Below are 21165 nucleotides of genomic sequence, written 5' to 3'. Positions count from 1 at the left end.
CAACAATAAGAAAACAAATGGACGCTGACAAACAGCCCCTGCGCATCGGCCTGATAGGCTTTGGCTGCGTGGGACAGGGCTTCTATGACATTGTGCAACGGCAGCCCGGCCTGGGTTTGGCCATCACGCGCATTGCGGTGAAAAGCCCCACCAAGCCCCGCACGCTGCCCGCCGAGCGGTTCGACTTTCATGCCGATGAGCTGCTGCACGACCCGGAGCTGGACCTGCTCGTGGAGGTAATTGACGACCCCGACGAGGCCTTCCGGCTGGTGAGCGCGGCCCTGCGCCAAGGCCGCCGCGTGGCCACGGCCAACAAAGCCATGCTGGCCCGCCACCTTGCGGAGCTGGTGCAGCTGCAGGCCGGTTTCGGCGGCACGCTGCTGTATGAGGCGGCGGTGTGCGGCAGCATTCCGGTGGTGCGGACGCTGGATAATTACTTCAGCCACGAGCCCCTTCGCTCGGTGAGCGGCATTTTCAATGGCTCGTCCAACTACGTGCTGACGCGCATGAGCGAGGAAGGCTCCGACTACGCCCCGGCGCTGGCCGAGGCCCAGGAAAAAGGCTTTGCCGAAACCGACCCGGCGCTGGACATGGGTGCCTTCGACCCGCGCTCGAAGGCCGTGATTCTGACGGCGCACGCCTACGGCGTGTTTCTCGATGCGGATGAGGTGCTGAACCTGGGCATCGAGGGCATTGGGGCGGCCGACATTGCGCGGGCAGCGGCGCAGGGCCGGAAAATCAAAGTGGTGGCCGCCGTGCAGCGCCTGCCCGATGGCCGCGTGACGGCCCTCGTCACGCCGCAGCTGGTGGGGCCAGAGTCGCCGCTCTACACCGTGGAGCGCGAGTTCAACGGCGTGGCCGTTGAGGCCGAGTATGCGGGCACCCAGTTCCTGAGCGGGCGCGGCGCGGGCGGGCACCCCACCGGCTCGGCCGTGCTGGCCGATGTGCTGGCCCTGCAGCGCGGCGTACGCTACGGCTACGCCAAACAGGCCGCCGCGCCCGAAGCCCAGCTGACCGCCGGCCTGGAAATCGATGCCTGCGTGAGCCACCCCGATGCCAGCGTACTGCGCGAGGTGCTGACGTGGCTGGAGCTCCCCGCCGAGGCGCTGCACACCGACGCGCACGGCGCCTACGCCGCCGGGGCCGTGGCCGTGCAGCAGCTGTGGAGCTGGCGCAAGGAGCTGCGGAGCAACGGCGTGTTCGTGGCCCGCGCGGGCCACGTGCGCGTGGCCGTGCCGGTGGCAGAAGCGGCGGCAGCCGTCTGGGCCTGACGAGAAAGCATCAAAACGAGTACCCCGAAATCCCCTTTCGGCCCGCCCGAACGACTTGTTCCGGCAGACCGAAAAGGCATTTCGGGGTACTCGTTTTTTCGCGTAGGCTACTTGAACTCGATGCGAACCGGCGTCTGGCCGGGGAATTTCAGCGAGTAGATGCCGGCCTTGAGGGAGCCGCGCAGCAGGTTGAGGTCGCGGGTGCTGGCGGGGCTGATGGTGCGCACCACGCGGCCGGCGGCGTCAATCAGCTGGGCTTCGGCGAGGGTGGCCCAGGCATCGGGCAGCACAATGCGAATGGCTTCTTCGGCGGGGTTGGGGTAGGCTTGGGCGGCGGGCTGGGCCAGGGCGGCCGGCTTGGCGGCCAGCACCGTGCCGGGCAGGGCCAGCACCGGCCGCAGGAAGTCGCGGATGGTGCGGAAAGTAGTGTCGGCGTAGGCCGCGTTGCTCTCGAAGGGGATGTGGCCCGCGCCGCGCAGGGTGCGCAGCGTGTTGCGGATGCCCAGCTGGGTGGCGCGCGGGTTCAGCCGGCCGCTGCCGTACACGTACTTGGGCGGCAGGCCGCTGCCCACGCGGCCCTGCAGGTAGGGCACGGTGCCATCGGCGGTGCCGTGCACGCTGCACAGGGGGGCATTGCCGGGCTCGATGAGGCTGGGGGTTTCGGTGGCCCCGCTCAGGTTGAGCACGGCCAGCGGGGCGCTGCTGTAGCCAGGGTTGCCGCTCACGCCTTCGATGCCGCCCAGCGCGGCAATGCCCACGTAGGCCGGCACTTCGCTCACCTTGTCGAGGTAGCCGACTTCCAGCGAAGCGAAGGCGCCGGCCGAGGAGCCGCCCACCGTGATGTAGCTGGGATGCACGCGGTAGGCGTTGGTGGTGGCGGCATCGCGGCGGAAGAAGCGCACGGCGGCGCGCAGGTCCTGCATGCCCCGAATGGCCGACTTGGCAATGTTCACGGTATCAAACCCGCCGCCGAGGATGGTGCCGAAGTCCAGCAGCCGGTAGTCGATGCTGGCCGTGACGTAGCCCAGCTTCGCCAACTGCGTGCAGACGGCTATCATGTAGGCATCGGTCTTCGAGCCGGTGATGAAGCCGCCCTGGTGGGCGAAGATGATGACCGGCCGCCGGGCCAGCACGTCGCCGGTGGGCTGGTAAATGTCCATGGTCAGCGTCTGGTTGACGCCGGCCGAGTTCACGGCCGCGCCGTAGGCCACGTTCGAGGTCACGGTCACGTTCGGGAAAACGGGGCGGTAGTAGCGCCCGGCCGTGGTGTCTATGACGGTTTGGGCCGTGGCGGCCCGCCCGAAGGCCAGCACGAGCAGCAGGAAAAGGAGAGCGGGTTTCATAACGCAGAAGTTGTCTGTTAAAAATACGACTTATTCCACCACCACGCGGCGCACCAGCGCCGTGCCGGCCACCGTGAGGTGCAGCTGGTACACGCCCGGCGCCAGGCCGCGCACGTCGATTTCGGCCCGCAGGCCCTGGCCGGCGGCCACGTGCAGCACCTGGTGCTGCACGGTCTGGCCGAGGGCATTGGTGAGCCAGGCCGGCACGGCGCCGGTTGCTGCGCCGGCCGGCAGCGCCACCTGCAGGCGCTCGGCGGCGGGGTTGGGGTATACCTGCAGCTGGGCGGCCAGGGCCTGCGCCGCCGTAGCCGTGACGCGGGCGGGCTGCAATTCCAGCGCGAAGCGGCCCGGCGCGGTGCGGCCGGCCATGCTGAACGCGTAGCGGGTGCCCGCCGTCAGCAGCGTGCGGGAGCCGGTCAGCGCATCGGTGAGGTAAATGGCGGTGCCGGGCACGAAGCTCCGCAGCTCGGCTGCCTGCAGCGTGTAGGAGCCGGCGGCCGGTACCGCGAGCGCCAGCGGCACCACCGCGGCAGCCGTGAGTAGCGGCAGTCCGTTGATGGCCAGCTCCTCGCCGGCGGCCACGGTGGCCAGATTCAGGCCGCTGGGGTTGGGCAGCTTCACGGCATCGTAGCGCAGGTCGGACGCGGCGGTGGCCCCGGCTTCGAGGTAGAGGTAGGCTTCGTCGGTGGCGGGGGCCGCGCTGCCGGCCAGCGTGAGGCGCAGGCGCGGGCGCACGTCGGCGGTGGGGCGCTGCACGGTGGCCGTGTTGGCCGTGGCGAAGTCGGTGATGCGGGCCGCCACCGGGAACGTGAGCGTGACCGGCGAGTTGGCCAGCGAGCGCACGAAGAAGGCCTGCCCCAGCGGAATGGTGCTGCCCGTGCCGCCCACGCCGTTCACGTAGGTGCGGTACTGCCCGCCGTACTGGCTGGTGCTCACGAAGATGTACATGGCGCTGCTCAGGCCGGCGGGCACGGGCACGGCATCCCAGCTCAGGGCCGAGGCGAAGGGATTGCCCAGCAGGTGCCAGCCGGCAGTGGGCGTAGCGGCCGGGGCCAGCAGGGCGGAGTAATCGGTGTTGTTGCCCGTGAGCGTGCCGAGCGCGCTGAGCGTCTGGCCGGCCGCGAGGTTGACCGTGAACCCCCGGCCGCGCACGAAGTTGGAGTTGGGCGGGGCCCCGGGCGTGTAGATGGTGGGCACGAACCAGCCCTTGTCGAACTCCGTGTAGCTGGTGGCCGGCGAGCTGACGGCCCGCTGCTGGTCGTAGCCAAAGAGCGTGGGAAAAGGCTGTACCAAATCGGGCCGGGCGCTGCCGTTGTAGGCCGTGTTGAGCGTGGGCGCGAAACCCGCCGTGCTGAAGACGTTGGCATCGGTGTTGGTGAGCGGCATGGCGAGGTGGCGGTAGCCGGGGCCGGGGTTCACGCCGGGGTCGAGGTAGCGCTGCACGGTGAGCGGGCTGGCAACGACCCCGGGGCCGGGCACCACCAGGGCCGTGCCGCCGGCATCGGAAAGCAGCGTGAGCGACTGGCTGCCGCCGTTGAGCGCCCCGCTGGTGGGCACCAGCCGCTGCCGGATACCGACTGCCCTGGTCAGCGCCAGGGTGCTGGCGGCGGGCAGGGCCACCTCCAGCTCGCGCACCGTGGCGGGCAGGCCCGTGCCGGTGGCCTGGTTGCCGGCGCCGGCATACACGTAAATGGCATCGGCGCTGAAGGTGCGGCTGCCCGTGTTGCGAATGGCCCCGGTGGCGCCGCTGGCGCTGATGCCCGCCGGGTCGCAAATCCGCAGCGCGGCCCCGGCCTGCAGGTCGAAGCTGCCGGGGCCGTCCACCACGAAGCAATTGCTGTTCAGCGAGCCGGTGGGCTGGCCGGGCAGGCTTTTAATCACCAGCGTGCCGTTCACCGTCACGTTGCCCAGCAGCAGGGCCGTGCCGCTGTTGATGGTGATGTCCTGGTACGCGCCGCCGGCCACGCTGGTGTTGGTATTGATGGTGAGGCTGGGCAGGGCGAAGGGCGCCAGCAGCGGCCGCAGGAAGGCGCGGATGTCGCGGTAGGTGGTGTCGGCGTAGGCGGCCGAATTGGGGCTGCCGGTGCTGCTGCTCTGCACGGGGTACTGCGGAATGTGGGGCGCCCGGCTGAACCGGCGCAAGGTATTGGGCACCCCCACCGACGAGGCAAACGGATTGAGCAAGCCGCTGCCGAACACGTACTTGGGCGGCAGCCCGGCCCCTACGCGCCCCTTGAAGTAGGGCACCACGGCATCGGCGGTGCCGTGGGCGCTGTAGAGGGGCGCGTTGCCGGCCTCGATGATGCCGGGCGGGTTGGTGGCCCCGCTCAGGTTGAGCACGGCCAGCGGAAAGCTGTTGTAGCCGGGATGGCCACTGCTGCCCTCAATGCCGCCCAGGGCCGTGAGGTTGACGTCGGAAGTCACTTCGCCGGGTTTGTCGAGGTAGCCCACCTCCAGCGCCATGAAGCCCCCGGCCGAGGCCCCGCCCACCACAATGCGGCCGGGGCTCACGCGGTAGGTGTTGGCGGTGGCCGCATCTTCGCGGAAGAACCGCACGGCGGCGCGCATGTCCTGCATGGCCTGAATGGCCGCGCGGCTCACGGCCGTGGTATCGGTGGGGGTGAAGACGATGAGCGGGTTGAGCCGGTAGTCGATGCTGGCCGTGACGTAGCCCAGCCGGGCAAACTGCGCGCAGACGGTCGTCATATACGACTCGCTCCGGCTGCCCGTCACGAACCCGCCCTGGTGCGCGAAGATGATGACCGGCCGCTCGGTGGCCACGTCGCCGGTGGGCTGGTACACGTCCATCAGCAGCTGCTGGGGGCCGAAGACGCCCGTGGCCGTGCCGTACACCACTCCGGCCGTGACGCTGACGCCGGCGAAGATGGGTTGGAAGTAGCGCCCGCCCGTGGTGTCAATCGGGGTTTGGGCGGCGGCGCGTTGGCCCAGGCCCAGCACCATCAGCACCAGCAATAGTAAAGAAGCCTTCATAAGAAACCGGGTTGGAAAGATGAAAAAGATTGAGCCAATGGGCTGACGTAGAATTGGGAGGCAGGGTTGGGTGGCCGGCCGGCCTATCGTTCCCAAGGTACAACCTGCGTTATTTGCAGCCGCGCCGCCCAAACAACGCAGGGGTGGGGCTTGCCCATGTCCATTCTCTTTCCTCCCGCCCTGCAGGCCGGCCAGCGCGTGGCCATTGTCAGCCCCGCCCGCAAAATCTCGGCCGCCGAGCTGGCCCCTGCCATTGCCACCCTCGAAAGCTGGGGGCTGGAAGTGGTGCTGGGCGACAGCATTGCCGCCGACTTCCACCAGTTTGCCGGCCCCGACGACCTGCGCCGTGCCGACTTCCAGCGCCAGCTCGACGACCCCGCCATCCGCGCCATTCTGTGTGCGCGGGGCGGCTACGGCACGGCCCGCATCGTGGACGGGCTGGACTTCACCGCCTTCCGGGCCGCGCCCAAGTGGGTGGCCGGCTTCTCCGACATCACGGTGCTCAACGCCCACCTGCTGGCCCTGGGCTGCGCCAGCATTCACGGCGTGATGCCGGTCCTGTTTCACCAGCCCGGCGGCGAGCTGGCCCTCGAAACCCTGCGCCGGGCCTTGTTCGGCGAGGCGTTTCAGCCCATCGCGGCCCCGGCCCACGCCCTCAACCGGCCGGGCACGGCCACCGGGGCGCTGGTGGGCGGCAACCTGAGCCTGCTCCAGACCATTACGGGCACGGCCTCGCAGGCCGGCTTCGCGGGCCGCATCCTGTTCCTGGAAGACCTCGACGAGTACCTCTACCACATCGATAGAATGATGCTGCACCTGCACCGCAGCGGGCAGCTGGCCGGCCTGGCCGGGCTGGTGGTGGGCCACTTCTCGCAGCTGCGCGACAACGCCATTCCCTTCGGCGTCACGGCCTACGAAATCATTGACCGCTACGCGCGGCTGTATGGCTTCCCGGTGGGCTACGGCTTCCCGGTGGGGCACGAGGCCGACAACCTGGCCCTGGTGGTGGGCCAGCCCGTGACGCTGGCCGTGGACGCGGCCGGCAGCCGGCTCACGGCCTTATAGCCCCGGCAACGGCTACCCTACACGGCTTCTGCCGCCCGGCTCCGGCAGGCGCGGCGGCGGCGGAATCATGCCCCGCCATGCCGGCCACATCAGCTGCTTCAGGTTGCAGCGGGCTTGCTCCTTGCCGGGTACGCCGGCCGGGCGTAGCTTTAAAAGCTTTTTTACCCTGTCTGTGCCCACTGTCCCGCTTTCGCCCATTTTCGCCACAGCTGCCGGCGAGCTTTTCACTCATCCCGACGCCTACGCCGTGCTGCGCTACCGGGCAGGCAAGTGGGGCGTGCCCGACCTGGAGCCGCTGGTGGCCCGCCTCAGTGCGCTGCTACTGGCCAATGGCTGGCACCGTGCACTGGTGGATGCGCGCCTGCTGCCGCTGTTCTCGCCCGAAACCAAGGCCTGGATAGCGACTCACTGGATGGGCGGCGGCCTGCCGCGGCCCAGCTACCTCTACCTGGCCCTGCTACAGCCGCCCGAGGTGTTTGCCCGGCTGGCGGTGGCCGAGCTGCAGTACATGGCCCCAAACAACACTACCTATACCTACTTCGACTACGAAGCCGCTGCCCACGCCTACCTCAAGACGCTGGCCCGGTAGCCTGGCATGAGACTGCCGCCCAAACAGTAGCCGGCGAGCGTCGGGCTACCGGAAAAGGCTGCTGGGCAAGGAGCGCCGGCGCTACCCCGCACCGGGGGTACCCGGGGCAGGTCCCAGCTCGTGAACGGGCCTGCGCCCGGCACCGTGTGCGCCAGATTCAAGCGCCTGCCTCGTGCCGTGGCCCTGCCGCATTACGAAATGCTCCCCTTTAAATAGCCGGACCTGGAGTAAGCAACCCGTACGGGTGGCGGTGGGTGCGCGACAGCGACGCGCTACTCACGGCCTGCAGGACCAGCAGCCGCGTGTATTGCAGAGCCGCCGCCGTGAGCGGCGACGCCGACCACCCACGCTACCCCAACGTGTTGGGCCTTATTGTGCAGTAGCCGACAGGCCCGTTGCGCCCGAGCCCAGTAGTGGGGGCCGGCACAATCATTGATAGCGAAAAGCTATTCATTAAATAGTGCAAAAAAATAGCACTTGCTCGAAGTATTTTTTGGGAATAGCCAGCTAGTATTCGGCTGGTTTTTGGTCGATTCTGTCGAGCGTCAGAGCATATTCACCAAGTTTACCGCTATGTTAGCAAGTTATTTTTTAGCAGAAATAACCTCTATTAATTATTATAAAACCCTGAGTGCGCGGTACCTTTGCGGTGCTATGCTGTGATACCCTATTTCATTTATGATGCCCCTTTATGCCGGGCTACCCCGGTGGGCAAAGCCCGGCCCAAGCGTGCGCTGCTGCCGGCCCTGATGCCTGGGCCGGAGCTGGCGGGCAGGCCTTCCTTTCCACGTTACGTTTTACCAATCCTTCATTTTTTTTCATGCAAATACCCTTACCCAAGTGGCTGCGTACCGCAGCTGCCGGTGGCGCTGCAGCCCTGCTGCTGGCCACCACCGCCATGGCCCAGACTACCGCCGGCCCCCAACTCATCGACCCGGCTGCGACCGACCCCACCTACGCCACCCGCAAGGCGGCCCGGGTGATGGCCGCAGCTCAGCGCCAGGTAGTGCTGGCCCCGGCGACCGGAGCACCCACCGAGCTGGTGGCCCTGCCCGGCTGCTTCGAGCCCGCCGACACCGTGAGCAGCCCCGCCAGCGGCGGCTTCACCATGATGGCGGCCGGCGACGACACCTCGGTGGGCCCGGTGGCCCTGGGGTTCAACTTCTCGCTGTTTGGCACGACGTATAACTCGTGCTACATCAACATGAACGGCAACATTACCTTCGGGCAGGCCGTGAGCGTGTACAGCCCCACGGGCTTTCCCTACGCCACGCCCATGATTGCGCCCTTCTGGGCCGACGTGGACACGCGCGCCACCAACAGCGGCCACGTGTGGTACAAGGTGTACCCCGACCGCCTGGTGGTGCTGTGGAACAAGGTGGGCTTCTATAACACGAGCCCCACCCCGCGCAAGAATACGTTTGAGCTCATCATCCGGTCCAACACGGGCTCGCCCACGGTATCGCCCGACGTGACCTTTGCCTATGGCGACATGCAGTGGACCACGGGCACGGCTTCGAGCGGCACCAATGGCTTCGGCGGTACTCCTGCCACGGTGGGCGTGAGCCTGAGTGCCAACGGCAACTCCTTTGTGCAGACCGGCCGCTTCAACGTGGACGCCAACACGGCCCCCACCGCCACCTACCCCGCCAACGCCACCACCTACAGCGGCGTGGACTGGCTGGACGGCCAGTGCCTGAACTACACCGTGGCTCCGCCCGATAACCTGCCCCCCACGGCCTCGAACTTCCCGGCCAACAATACGCTGACCCTGTATGTGGGCCAGACGGCCACCGTCACGCCCCAGTTTATGGCCCCCGAGGGCGGTCAGACTACCACCGTGACCACCAACCTCAACGGCCTGTGCAACGCCACGGCCAGCAACAACGGCGCTACCAGCCCCATTGTGACGCTCACCGTGACCGGCGCGGCCTGCAACCTGGGCACCCACACCGTGACCTTCACGGCCACCGACAACGGCACGCCCGTGGCCAGCAGCACCTTTACCATGAACGTGGAAGTGGTGCCCTCGCCCGTGAATGCCCTGGCCTTTGACGGCACGGACGACTACGTGACCATTCCGCACAACAACGCCTTCAACCTCACCACGGCCATCAGCCTGGAGGCCTGGGTGCGCACCACCTCCACCGCCGAGCAGTACATCACCACCAAGACCGAAAACTCCTGGTACCTGGCCGTGAACGGCGCGGGCACGCAGGCCGGCAAGGCGTCGTTCTACCTCAACGGCCCCTCCAGCGTGGGCGGCTGGCTGTACGGCACCACCAACATTGCCGACGGGCACTGGCACCACGTGGCCGGCACCTACGACGGCACTACGCTGAAGATTTTTGTGGACGGCGTGCTGCAGAACAGCCGCACCGCCGCCGGCCTGGTGCAAACCGGCACCAGCCCCGTGCTGATTGGCGCCCGCCCCGCGAGCAAGTGGAACGGCACCATCGACGAGGTACGCATTTGGAGCACCGACCGCAGCGCCCAGATTGCGGCCGACATGCGCGCCCAGGCCACCGTGCCCACCACCGGCCTGGTGGCCTACTACGCCTTCGACCAGGGCACGGCCAAAGGCGCCAACACCGCCGTGACCAGCCTGACCGATGCCGTGGCCGGCCGCAATGGCACGCTCACCAACTTCAACCTCACCAACGGCAACGCTACCTCCAACTGGATTGAGAGCTACGCCATGGTAGTGCCCACGGCCACGGCCGCCACCAACGCCGGCGCGTCGGGCTTCACGGCCAACTGGACGGCCCCCGCCGTGGGCGTGGTGGAGAACTACCTGCTCGACCTGGCCACCAACGCGACCTTCTCGCCGGTGCTCAACGGCTCGCCCATCTCGGTGGCCGGCACGTCGTATGATGTGACCAGCCTCACCCCCGGCCTCACCTACTACTACCGTGTGCGGGCCGCCAAAGCCAGCGTGGGCGACGTGGGCGCGTACTCGGCCACCATCACGGTGCCTACCTGCCCGGCCCCGGCGGCCATTGCCAAAAACGTGACCGTGGCCCTCGGGGCCAACGGCACCGTGACCGTGCCCGGCGCTACCGTGAACAACAACAGCACGCCCACCGCCTGCGGTACCCTGAGCTACAGCCTGCAGCGCACGGGCACCGTGAGCGGCATGGTGACCGAAAACGGCACCCTGACCCTGACCGCCCCGGCCGGGGCCGTGTTTACGGCGGTGAACTTTGCCAGCTACGGCAACCCCACCAGCAACGGCAACGGCACCTACACGCTGGGCAGCTGCAACGCCACCAACAGCACTGCCATTGTGACCAGCGCCTTGGTGGGCTATAATTCGGCCAGCATCGTGGCCAGCAACGGCGTGTTTGGCGACCCCTGCGGCGGCACCACCAAGTCGCTGGCCGTGCAGGCCACCTACACTGCCTCGCTCATCACGCCGGCCGTGTTCACCTGCGCCGACCTGGGCACGGCCCAGCCCGTGCGCCTCACCGTGACCGATGCCTCCGGCAACACCAGCTCCGCTACCGCCACGGTGACGGTGATTGACAACCTGGCCCCCGTGGGCGTGACGCAGAACGCCACCGTGCCCCTCACGGCCGCCGGCACCGCGACGCCAGCGGTTGCCGACATCGACAACGGCAGCACCGACAACTGCACGCTGCAAACCCGGGAGCTGCTGGGCGCCGAGGAATTTACCAACGGCACCTTCGACACCGACGCCACCGGCTGGACGGCCAACAACCGCGTGGACGCCAACGGCGGCTACCGCAGCACCGGCGGCAACCCCGGCGGCATGTTCATCATCAACGGCAACGGGGCCAACAACAGCGACCCCACCCTGACCCAGACCCTGAGCGGCCTGGTGGTGGGCGCCACCTATGTGCTGCGCGGCAGCTACGAGAACTTCTACAGCTCGGGCACGGTGGGCACGCAGGCCTTTGCCGTGGATGTGGCCGGCACGCAGGTCGCCACTTTCCCCAACCCCGGCGTGGTCTGGACGCCGTTTACCCTGCGCTTCACGGCCACCACCGCCAACCCCGCGCTGGCCTTCCGGGCCGAGATTAACGGCACCGACATCGACATCGCCGTCGACAACCTGAGCCTGCGCCGGCTGAACCCCTCCTACACCTGCACCGACCTGGGCGCTCAGTCGGTGGCCCTGCTCCTGACCGACGCCCTGGGCAACCAGAGCACCGCCGAAGCCACCGTGACCGTGACCGTGCCCGCCACCCCCACCACCACCTGGACCGGCACTACCACCAACCCGCTGGACTGCAGCAACTGGAGCTACGGCAAAGTGCCCGACGCTACCACCAACGTGGTGATTCCGGCCGGCCTGTCCACCTATCCCACCGTGGCCTCGGGCACGCTCAGCGTGGCCAGCATCAGCATTGCCGGCACCAACGGCCTCACCGTGAGCGCCGGCGCCACGCTGCAGGTAAACGGTAATTTCTCGAATACGGGCACCGTGTCGCTGCCCGGCACCGTGGCCTTCGTGGGCGGCGCCACCCAAACCGTGACCAACGGCGTGGCCACCACCTTCGCTACCGTCACCGTGAACAAGACGGGCGGCACCGTGCAGCTCGCCAACGACCTGGCCGTAAGCGGGGCGCTTACCCTCACGGCCGGCACCCTCACCACCGGCAGCAGCAATAAGGTAGCGCTGGGCGCCACGGCCACCATTGCCGAGTCGAACACGAGCTACGTCATCGGGGCCGTGGAAGCCACCCGCACCCTGAGCACTCCGGCCGCTAACAACTTCGGCGGGCTGGGCCTCACCCTCACGCCCACGGGTGCCACGCGCCCCGGCGTCACCCTGGTGCGCCGCGTAACCGGCAGCCCCGTGACCGGCGCGGCCGGCCGCCAGGGCATCGAGCGCTACTTCACCATCACGCCTGCCACCAACGCGGGCCTGAACATGGCCATGGCCTTCAGCTACTTCGACCACGAGCTCAACGGCATCGCGGCTACCAACCTCACCATGTACCGCGGGGCCAGCGCCGCCACCACTACCTGGGCCCGCCAGACCACCAGCACCCGCGCCGGCAACGTCATGAACCTGACGGGCCTCACCACGCTGGCCGGCACCTTCACGCTGGGCAGCCTCACGGCCCCGCTGCCCGTCGAGCTCACGGCCTTCACCGCCAAAGCCCAGGATGCCCACACCGTAGCCCTGGCCTGGACCACCGCCTCGGAGAAGAACAGCGACCGGTTTGAAGTAGAGCGCAGCCTGACCGGCAGCGAGTTTGCCCGCATTGCCACGGTGGCTGCCCAGGGCACCACTACTGCCGCCACCAGCTACGCCCTGCTCGACGCGAAGCTGCCCGCCGGCGCGGCCACCCTCTACTACCGCCTGCGCCAGGTCGATGCTGACGGCACGGCTGCCTACTCGGCCATCCAGGCCGTAACGCTGCCCGCCGCCACCGCCACGCTGGCCCTCTACCCCAACCCGGCCCACACCGCCGCCACCCTGCTGGGCGCCACGCCCGGCACCAAAGTGCAGGTGTTCGACGCGCTGGGCCGCGTCATCACCGCTGCCACTGCCGATGCCTCCGGCACGGCTACCCTCACCCTGCCGGCCGGCTTGGCCGGCGGCGTGTACGTGGTGCGCTCCGGCACCGCCTCCCTGCGCCTCACGGTGGAATAAGTCACGGCCAGGACAACAACGCAAAAGGGCGAGCCAATTGGCTCGCCCTTTTTGTTTGGTAGTTAGCCAGCTGCCTACGGCGACGGCAAAAACGCCAGCCCCGCCGCGCTGAACACGGCCGGGTTTTCCTGCGGCAGGCGGCGGCCAAGGAGCCGCCTGTGGACGTCCTGAATCAGGTCGTGCCAGCCGGCCAGCGTGGGGGCGGCCATGCCCGTGGGGGCCTGCACATCGACGCGCTGCCGGAAGCCAGCCGCACGAGCAGGACGAAGAAACGCTTGACAGCCAGCGGAAGAAAGTGGAGTAGATTTTATGGATACCAAAAACGGCCAGCAGGCTGCCCCGCTGGCCGTTTTCACTTGCTCACTTTGGGTAAGCCCCTGGTTTAGTCCACGTACAGCGCCTGCGTCATGGTCTGGCCCACGGCCTTGAGCGTCTTGCGGTCGATGATGCTCATGTTGTCGGTGGTGGCGTGGTGGTAGGCCGGGAAGTAGTCCTGGCCGTACATGGGGTGGTCGTAGATGTCGAGGGTCGGAATGCCGGCCTTGTTGGTGTACACGTGGTCGTCGGTGATGCCGCCCGTGTCCTGGAAGCGGAAGAAATCGGAGTAGCCCAGCTGGGCGGCCACGTTCCAGATTTTGTCGAGCGGGCCGCGGGCGTAGGTGCGCGAGGTTTCTTCGCGGGTGAAGGTGCCGCCCTTGGCGCCCACCATGTCGAGCAGCACGCCGTACTCGGCCTTGTAGTTGGCGGGCAGCAGGTTCTTGGTCCAGTACTGCGAGCCCAGGCACCAGGAATCGGTTTCGCTGCCCTCAAGCTGGTTTTTGAGGTCCTGCTGGGTGGTGTCGTCGTGGCCCCAGTCCTCGGCATCGAAGAAGATGAAATCGACGCCCACGTTGGGGGCCAGCGAGTCGGGCTGCTGCGAGAGCACGCGGGCCATTTCGAGGGCCACGGCCACGGCGCTGGCGCCATCGGAAGCGCCGTCCATGGGGGCGTTTTTCTTCGCCTTGTCGTTGTCGGCAAAGGGCCGGGTGTCCCAGTGGCCGAAGATGGCCACGCGCCGCGCCGCCGTGGGCTGGTACTGGGCAATGATGTTGCGGGCGTGGATGTTGGTGCCGTCAAACGTCATGGCCTCGAAGGGCTGCTGCATCACCTTCAGGCCGTAGCCCTTGAGCTTGGCCACCAGCCAGTCGCCGCAGGCCACGTGCGCCTTGGAATTAGGCACGCGCGGCCCAAACGCCACCTGCTTCGCCGTGAAGGCGTAGGCCGAGTCGGCGTTGAAGACCGGGGCTTTCGGCAGCTTGGGCGCGGCGTCGGGCGTACTGGTATCGACGGTTTCGGCAGTCTTGGGCTTGTCCGGGCAGCCGGTGAGGACGAGCAGGCCGGCCAGCGCGGCGAGGGGAAGACGAAGAGAACGAATAGTCATGCTGTAGGGGCGGGGCTTGCCCCCGCCCGGACGTTTAAACGATGAAGTCGAACGAACCTGGGCCGTCGTTCTGCTAGCCGGGCGGGGACAAGCCCCGCCCCTACTGCTTCAAAAAACCAATTACTCCTCGCTGTAGGCCCACTCCACGCCGGCCTTGGTGTCTTTTATCACGATGCCCTGGGTTTTGAGGGCCGCCCGGATGGTGTCCACCTTGTCGTAAGCTTTCTCGGCCTTGGCTTCGGTGTAGAACTCCAGCGTGAGCTTGAGCAGTTCCTCGGCATTGGCCCGGGGCTCGTCCTGCAGGCCCAGAATGTCGCTCACCACGGCGCGGTAAGCGTCCACGGCTTCGGTGAGGGCCGTCGAGGAAACGGTGGCCATGGCAGCCGTGGTGGCGGCCAGCGTATTGAACTTGCGCAGCAGGTTGAACAGGCTGGCAATGGCGCGGGCCGTGTTCAAATCGTCGTTCAGGCCCACGAAGACGTCGGCCACCAGCTTGCGCAGCTCCGCGTCGCCGGCGGCGGTGTCGGGCTGCTTGCCCTCGGCCAGCGGGGCCACCGTGCGGTCGCGGATGACGTCCGACGAAAGGCTGTCGGCCGTGAGGCGGTCGAGCAGGCGCAGGCCGTTCATCAGCTTGCGGTAGCCCTTGCGGGCGGCCTGCAGGGCGTCGTCGCTCACGTCCACGGGCGAGCGGTAGTGGGCTTGCAGCAGGAAGAAGCGCACCACCATGGGCGAGTAGCCGAAGGCCAGCGGCCCGGTCGGCCCCTTGAACATATCGCCCAGCAGCACGAAGTTGCCCAGGCTCTTGCTCATCTTGGTGCCGTTCACGGTTATCATGTTGTTGTGCACCCAGAAGCGTGCCTCGTCGGTGTGCGAGTGGCTGCCCTGGCTCTGCGCAATCTCGCACTCGTGGTGCGGAAACATCAGGTCGAGCCCGCCGCCGTGGATGTCGCTCAGCTCGCCCAGGTACTTGCGGCTCATGGCCGAGCACTCCAGGTGCCAGCCGGGGAAGCCTTCGCCCCAGGGCGAGGGCCAGCGCATGATGTGCTCGGGCGACGCCTTTTTCCAGAGAGCAAAGTCGAGCGGGCTGCGCTTTTCGTTCTGGCCCTCCAGGCCGACGCGGGTACCGGCCAGCTGGTCCTCGATGCTGCGGTTGGAGAGCTTGCCGTAGCGCTTGCCTTCCTCGTTGTATTTGGGCACGTCGAAATAGACGGAGCCGTTGACCTCATAGGCCAGGCCGTTGCTGATGATTTCCTCAATCACCCGAATCTGCTCGATGATGTGGCCGCTGGCCTGGGGCTCGATGTCGGGCGGCAGGCAGCCGAGGCTCAGCATGTGCTGGCGGTAGCGGTTGGTGAAGTGCTGGGCCACCTGCATGGGCTCGATGCGGGCGGCGCGGGCGGCCTTTTCCATCTTGTCCTCGCCGGTGTCGGCGTCGCTTTCGAGGTGGCCCACGTCGGTGATGTTGCGCACGTAGCGCACCTGGTACTGCAGGTGGCGCAGGTAGCGCGTGAGCACATCAAACACCACCGGACCGCGCGCGTTGCCGAGGTGGGCTTCGCTATACACCGTGGGGCCGCATAGGTACACGCCCACCTGGGGCGCGTGCACGGGCTGGAATTCTTCTTTCTTGCGGGTAAGCGTGTTGTACAGAGTAAGCGACATGGTGCAAAGGTAGCGGGCCGAACGGCGTGCGGCGGCGTGGAAGCCACTAACAAATCATCGGGTCCTTTTGCTCAATTCGGCGGGACCTTTTGTGCAACCCGACCCGTCGGGTTGGGCAGCTCCCCGGCGGGCGCTGCGTGAAACCTGCCGGGGATTCGGGCCAACCCCCTGCGGGATTCAAATCGATGAATGCAGGGGCGGGGGCAGGCCCCGCCCCTACTTCAGCCGGTACAGCCCTTCCACCGGGAAATGGTCGCTCCATTTAATCTCCTTGTGCACCTTACACGCCACCACCTGCCACTGCTTGCCGGCAAACTGCTGGTCGATGCGCATGAACGGCAGGCGGCCGTTGTAGGTAGCGCCGATGCCCAGCCCGGCGGTGGCCCAGGCGTTCTGGAGGTGGTCGGCCAGCTGGTCGTAGGTGTAGGAGTAGGGCAGGTCGTTGAGGTCGCCGGCCAGCAGCACGGGGTAGGGCGAGCGGGCCACGCGGGCCGCCACGGTGTCCATCTGGTTGCCACGGGCCTCGGCCCCGTAGCGGAAGCGGCGGAGCAGGTTGGGGGCTTTGGCCCGCAGGCCGGCGCGGCTGCCGGTGGCGGCGGCAATGTCGCTTTCGGCCATGGCCATGCTTTGCAGGTGCACGTTGAAGACGCGAATGGTATCGGGCCGGCCGCCGGTGTGGGCAGCCGGGCGGGCAAGGTCGGCCCACATGGCGTGGTTTTGCGAGAGGTGGCCGAAGACAATGGTGCCGCGCCGCACCATGGGAAAGCGCGAGAAAATGGCCATCCCGAACTCGGCCCCGATGGCGTTGGTGAGGCTGGTGGACACGAAGGCGTGGCGCCCGCTCTCTTTGCCTAACTGCTGCTCCGATTGGAATACGCCGCCGGTTTCCTTCGAGCGCCGGGGCTCGTTGTAGAACTCCTGGAGGCAGAGCACATCGGCCGGGCTCACGGCCAGCCACCTGATGAAGCCTTTGGAAGAGGCAAAGTCCGGGTCGCGAAACTGGGCGTACACGTTGAAAATGCGCACGTTGGCCGAGAGCAGACTCACTTCGTTCGAATGCGGAATGCGGAATGAGGAATGAGGAATTTTCTTTTCCCAGCCCTCGGCTCTCCTTCCCGGTTCCGCTCCCAATTCCTCATTCTTCATTCCTGAGTACTCATTAAGCGAAGCCGCAGGCATAACGTGCAGGGCCAGGCCGCGCTCTACGTGCGGCCACGTCAGGGCCAGGGCCACGATGGGCAGCACGGCCACGCGCCAGTTGCGCCGCAGCCAGTAGAGCGCCGCCAGGGCCGTGCACACCAGCGCCACCGGCGTGGTGAGCGAGCCGAAAATAACGGGCCAGAATACGCGGGGCGGCACCTGCTGGCAGCCAATGGCCAGCACGAGCCAGGCCAGAACCAGCAGGGTAATTTTGAAGGCGAAAGAGCGGCGCACGATACAGGAAACAGGGCCCGCAAAGGTAGCGCCCCCGGGTTGGCGGGCCGGGCCGGGGCCCGGGTAAAAGTTTGCGCCGGAAGCTCGCACGAAATTTGTGCCAGCGCCGTTCCCGCAAAAGCGCCGCTTAGTACGGCGGCGTTGCTTCTTTTGTTGCTTCACTTTCCACTTTTCTGCCTTCCGGCACCTCTATGCCCCAACTTTTCCGCTTGCTTCGCCGCGCTTTGCTGGCGGGGCCGCTGCTGCTGTCGCTGAGCAGTGCTTACGCTGCGTCTCCGGCCGAGCCATCCCATCAGTCGCTGGAGTTCATCCAGAACAAAGGGCAGTGGGACGGCCGCGTGCGCTACGAAGCCGCCCTGCCCGCCGGCCGGCTGTTCGTGCTGCCCACCGGCCTCACCTATAACTTCCTCGACCCCGCCGCGCTCACCCACCACCACGGCGGCCCGGCCCGGCCCGCGGCCCAGGACGACATTGCCGGCCACGCCTACACCGTGCATTTCGAGAAGGCCAGCGCCCGGGCCACGCTCACGGCCGGCACGCCCACGGCCGGCGAGCGCAACTACTTCATCGGCAACGATGAGCGGCGCTGGGCCAGCCACGTCGGGGCCTTCCGCCAGCTGCGCTACGGCAGCCTCTGGCCCGGCATCGACCTGACCCTCTACGAAAACGCCGGCCAGCGCCTGGAATACGACGTGCTGCTGGCCCCCGGGGCCAACCCCGCCCGCGTGGCCCTGCGCTACGAGGGCGCTTCGGCCCTGCGCCTGGACGAGGCCGGCAACCTGGTCATCAAAACCACGGTGGGCACCACCACGGAGCTGGCCCCGCAGGCCTTCCAGACCACGGCCACGGGCCAGCGCCAGCCCGTGGCCTGCCGCTACGTGCTCGCGGGCACCACCCTGACCTTTGCGCTGGGCCCGTACGACAAAGCCCGGGCCCTGACCATCGACCCGACCTTGCAGTTTTCGACCCTGACCGGCTCGACGGCCGACAACTGGGGCTTTACGGCCACTTACGACGACCTGGGCAACCTCTACTCCGGCGGCATTGTGTGCGACAACCTGGGCGGCAGCTACCCGGCCACGCCCGGGGCCTACCGCACCACCTTCGCCAGCACCGAGGACATGGCCATTATGAAGTTCAACACCAGCGCGAGCGGCAACGCGGCGCGGGTGTGGGCTACCTACCTGGGCGGCGGCAGCTCCGAGTTTCCGCACAGCCTGGTGGTGAATGCCAACCGGGAGCTGGTGCTGCTGGGCAGCACGTCGAGCAGCAACTACCCCACCACCACGGGGGCGGCGCAGCGCACGTTTGCGGGCGGCTCGCGGCTCGACCCCTTCGGCGATGGCCCGCCCTACGACATGCCCAACGGCTCCGATTTGGTCGTAACCCGCTTCAACGCCAGCGGCAGTGCCCTGCTGGCCAGCACCTACCTGGGCGGCACCAGCAACGACGGCGTGGTGCCGCCCTCGGGCATCACGGCCAACTACGGCGATGCCTTTCGCAGCGACGTGCAGCTCGACGGCTCGGGCAACGTGTACATTGCTTCGGCCACCAGCTCCAGCAACTTTCCGGGGCTGAGCCGGGGCTTCCGGAGCAGCTACGGCGGCGGCTCTTCCGATGCCGTGGTGTGCCGGCTCCCCGCCGACCTGAGCGCCGTGAGCTGGGCCGGCCTGCTGGGCGGCTTCAGCGCCGACATGGCCTACTGCCTGCAGCGCGACGCGCAGGGCCGGATATTCGTGTGCGGCAGCTCGGTGCAAACCAGCAGCCTTTCCAACAACTTCCCCACCACGGCCGGAGCCTACCACACCAGCTTTCAGGGCGGCGGCATCGATGGCTTCGCGGCCCGCATCAGCGCCGACGGCCAGACGCTGGAACGCAGCACCTTCATCGGCACCTCCGGCTACGACCAGGCCCAGCTGCTGCAGCTCGATGCCCTGGGCAATGCGTACCTGTTCGGGCAAACCCTGGGCGCGTTTCCCGTCACCACCGGCAAGTACACCACCGCCAACGGCTCGCTCTTCATTCAGAAGCTGAACCCCGACCTGACCACCAGCTTCTACAGCACCGTGTTTGGCAACGGGGCCAGCACCGGCGCGGGCCCCAACCTGGTGCCCACCGCGTTTCTGGTCGATGACTGCGAGCGCATCTACATCAGCGGCTGGGGCGGCTCGGTGAACAGCCGGGGCACGGGCTGGCTGGGCGGCAGCACCGTCGGCCTGCCCATCACTTCGGGGGCGCTGAAAACCACCACCGACGGCTCCGACTTCTACCTGGCCGAGTTTGCGCCCGGCATGACGGCCCTGGACTACGCCACCTTTTTCGGCCAGACGGGCGTGCCCGAGCACGTGGACGGCGGCACCTCCCGCTTCGACAAGCGCGGCATTGTGTACCAGGCGGTGTGCGCCAGCTGCGGCGGGTCGCAGGGCTTTCCGGAGCCTACCAGCGGCGGCACCTACACCATTCGCAACGGCAGCTCCAACTGCAACAACGGCGCGTTTAAAATGACCTTCGACGTGGTGACGGCCGACCCCGGCCCGCGCCGCTTCGTGTGCGCCGACGGCAGCCCGGTGCCGCTGGGCGGCACGCCGGCGGGCGGCGTGTGGTCCGGGCCGGGCGTGCAGGCCCTGGCCGGTGGCGGCTACCGCTTTATGCCCACCGCCGTGGGGCCGGGCCAGTACATCATTACCTACACGGTGGCCACCACCGGCGTGTGCCAGAGCACCCGCTCGGTGCGCTACGTGGTGGCCCCGCCGGTGGTGCCCACCATGGCCGCCCTGCCGCCGCAGTGCGTGACGATGCCGGGCGTGGCCATGACGGCCACGCCGGCGGGCGGCACGTTCAGCGGGCCGGGGGTGTCGGGCGGCAGCTTCAACCCGGCCACGGCGGGCGCGGGCACCCACACGCTCACCTACACGCTGGTCGATTCGCTGGGCTGCGGCGTGACGACCCAGCAGGTGACGGTGGTGAACCCCAGCACCATCAATGCCGGCCCGGACTCCACCTTGTGCGCCGACCTGCGGCAGCCGTTTCAGCTGCGGGGCTTCTCGCCGGCCGGCGGCACCTGGAGCGGCACGGGCGTCACGCCCGCCGGCTTCTTCACCCCGCCCAACACCAACAACCGCGGCGGCATCTTCCCCCTCACCTACACCCTGCGCCAGGGGCCCTGCGAGGCCGTGGCCACCCGCACCATCGTGCTGGCCCCCACCTCCAGCCAGAACGTGGACCTGAACCTGCCCGTGTGCGCCGCCACCCCGCGCTACGCCGGCCTGGCCCCCTTCGACTGCCCGCTCACGCCGGTGCTGCTGGCCCCGCGCGCCACCTACAGCTGGGACTTCGGCGACGGCAGCCCGCTCAGCACCGAGGCCACGCCCACCCACCGCTACGCCACGCCCGGCTCCTACCGCGTGAGGCTCACGGCCCGCTACGGCAACTGCGAGGTGCTCACCGGCTTTGCGCCCATGGAAGTGGGCGAGGTGAAGGTACCCAACATCATCACCCCCAACGGCGACCAGCTCAACGACACCTTTCAGCCCATCTTCAGCTGCCTGCCGGCTTCGTTTGAGGTGTACACCCGCTGGGGCCAGCGCGTGTACCGCGCCGACGAGTACCGCTACGACTGGAACGGCGGCGACCTGCCCAGCGGCGTGTACTACTACCTGCTGCGCGACACCGCCGACCGCAAAGCCAAAGGCTGGGTCGAAATCCGACGGTAACCGCTTCTTGATTAGCCGCAATGCCCGGGTCAGCCAGCGTCCCTTCCGCGT

General features: G+C 67.8%; 11 protein-coding genes. 5 read left to right on the top strand and 6 right to left on the bottom strand.

Annotated features, from left to right (window positions below; translation table 11 throughout):
* Positions 1–17 precede the first annotated feature (17 nt).
* Positions 18–1271 (top strand): homoserine dehydrogenase, encoded by a 1254-nt coding sequence (locus ACYVHT_RS18540; RefSeq protein WP_460555419.1) that lies wholly within the window; start codon positions 18–20, stop codon positions 1269–1271.
* 107 nt (positions 1272–1378) lie between these two features.
* On the opposite strand, the gene ACYVHT_RS18535 is transcribed toward ACYVHT_RS18540, so the two are convergent.
* Positions 1379–2614: a carboxylesterase family protein gene (locus ACYVHT_RS18535; RefSeq protein ID WP_460555416.1), complete on the bottom strand. Its 1236-nt coding sequence runs from the start codon at positions 2612–2614 to the stop codon at positions 1379–1381.
* 30 nt (positions 2615–2644) lie between these two features.
* The gene (locus ACYVHT_RS18530; protein ID WP_460555413.1) at positions 2645–5605 is read right to left on the bottom strand and encodes an alpha/beta hydrolase fold domain-containing protein; all 2961 of its coding nucleotides are present in this window, start codon (positions 5603–5605) and stop codon (positions 2645–2647) included.
* 156 nt (positions 5606–5761) lie between these two features.
* Between ACYVHT_RS18530 and ACYVHT_RS18525 the strand changes: the two genes are divergently transcribed.
* From ACYVHT_RS18525 to ACYVHT_RS18515, 3 genes are all read left to right on the top strand, one after another.
* A complete protein-coding gene (locus ACYVHT_RS18525; protein WP_460555410.1) occupies positions 5762–6670 on the top strand; it encodes a S66 peptidase family protein in 909 nt (302 codons plus the stop codon).
* 172 nt (positions 6671–6842) lie between these two features.
* Positions 6843–7259 (top strand): hypothetical protein, encoded by a 417-nt coding sequence (locus ACYVHT_RS18520; RefSeq protein ID WP_460555407.1) that lies wholly within the window; start codon positions 6843–6845, stop codon positions 7257–7259.
* Positions 7260–8079: 820 nt separating this feature from the next.
* Positions 8080–12885 (top strand): LamG-like jellyroll fold domain-containing protein, encoded by a 4806-nt coding sequence (locus tag ACYVHT_RS18515; RefSeq protein ID WP_460555404.1) that lies wholly within the window; start codon positions 8080–8082, stop codon positions 12883–12885.
* A gap of 74 nt (positions 12886–12959) precedes the next feature.
* Here ACYVHT_RS18515 and ACYVHT_RS18510 read toward each other — a convergent pair whose 3' ends face one another.
* The 4 genes from ACYVHT_RS18510 to ACYVHT_RS18495 all read right to left on the bottom strand — a co-directional run bounded on the left by ACYVHT_RS18510 (position 12960) and on the right by ACYVHT_RS18495 (position 17401).
* Positions 12960–13112 (bottom strand): hypothetical protein, encoded by a 153-nt coding sequence (locus ACYVHT_RS18510; protein ID WP_460555401.1) that lies wholly within the window; start codon positions 13110–13112, stop codon positions 12960–12962.
* A gap of 155 nt (positions 13113–13267) precedes the next feature.
* On the bottom strand, positions 13268–14305 hold the full coding sequence (locus tag ACYVHT_RS18505; RefSeq protein WP_460555398.1) for a zinc-binding metallopeptidase family protein: 1038 nt from the start codon (positions 14303–14305) through the stop codon (positions 13268–13270).
* 120 nt (positions 14306–14425) lie between these two features.
* A complete protein-coding gene (gene cysS / locus ACYVHT_RS18500; RefSeq protein WP_460555395.1) occupies positions 14426–15967 on the bottom strand; it encodes a cysteine--tRNA ligase in 1542 nt (513 codons plus the stop codon).
* Between the two features lie 216 nt (positions 15968–16183).
* Positions 16184–17401, bottom strand: coding sequence for an endonuclease/exonuclease/phosphatase family protein (locus ACYVHT_RS18495; RefSeq protein ID WP_460555392.1), 1218 nt, complete (start codon positions 17399–17401; stop codon positions 16184–16186).
* A gap of 191 nt (positions 17402–17592) precedes the next feature.
* Here ACYVHT_RS18495 and ACYVHT_RS18490 point away from each other — a divergent pair, with 191 nt between their 5' ends.
* Entirely contained in the window at positions 17593–21114 is a 3522-nt protein-coding gene (locus ACYVHT_RS18490; RefSeq protein WP_460555389.1) for a DUF7948 domain-containing protein, read from the top strand.
* Positions 21115–21165 lie beyond the last annotated feature (51 nt).

It is taken from the genome of Hymenobacter daeguensis (assembly GCF_054780555.1).
This window is presented reverse-complemented; position numbering and strand designations above follow the sequence as displayed.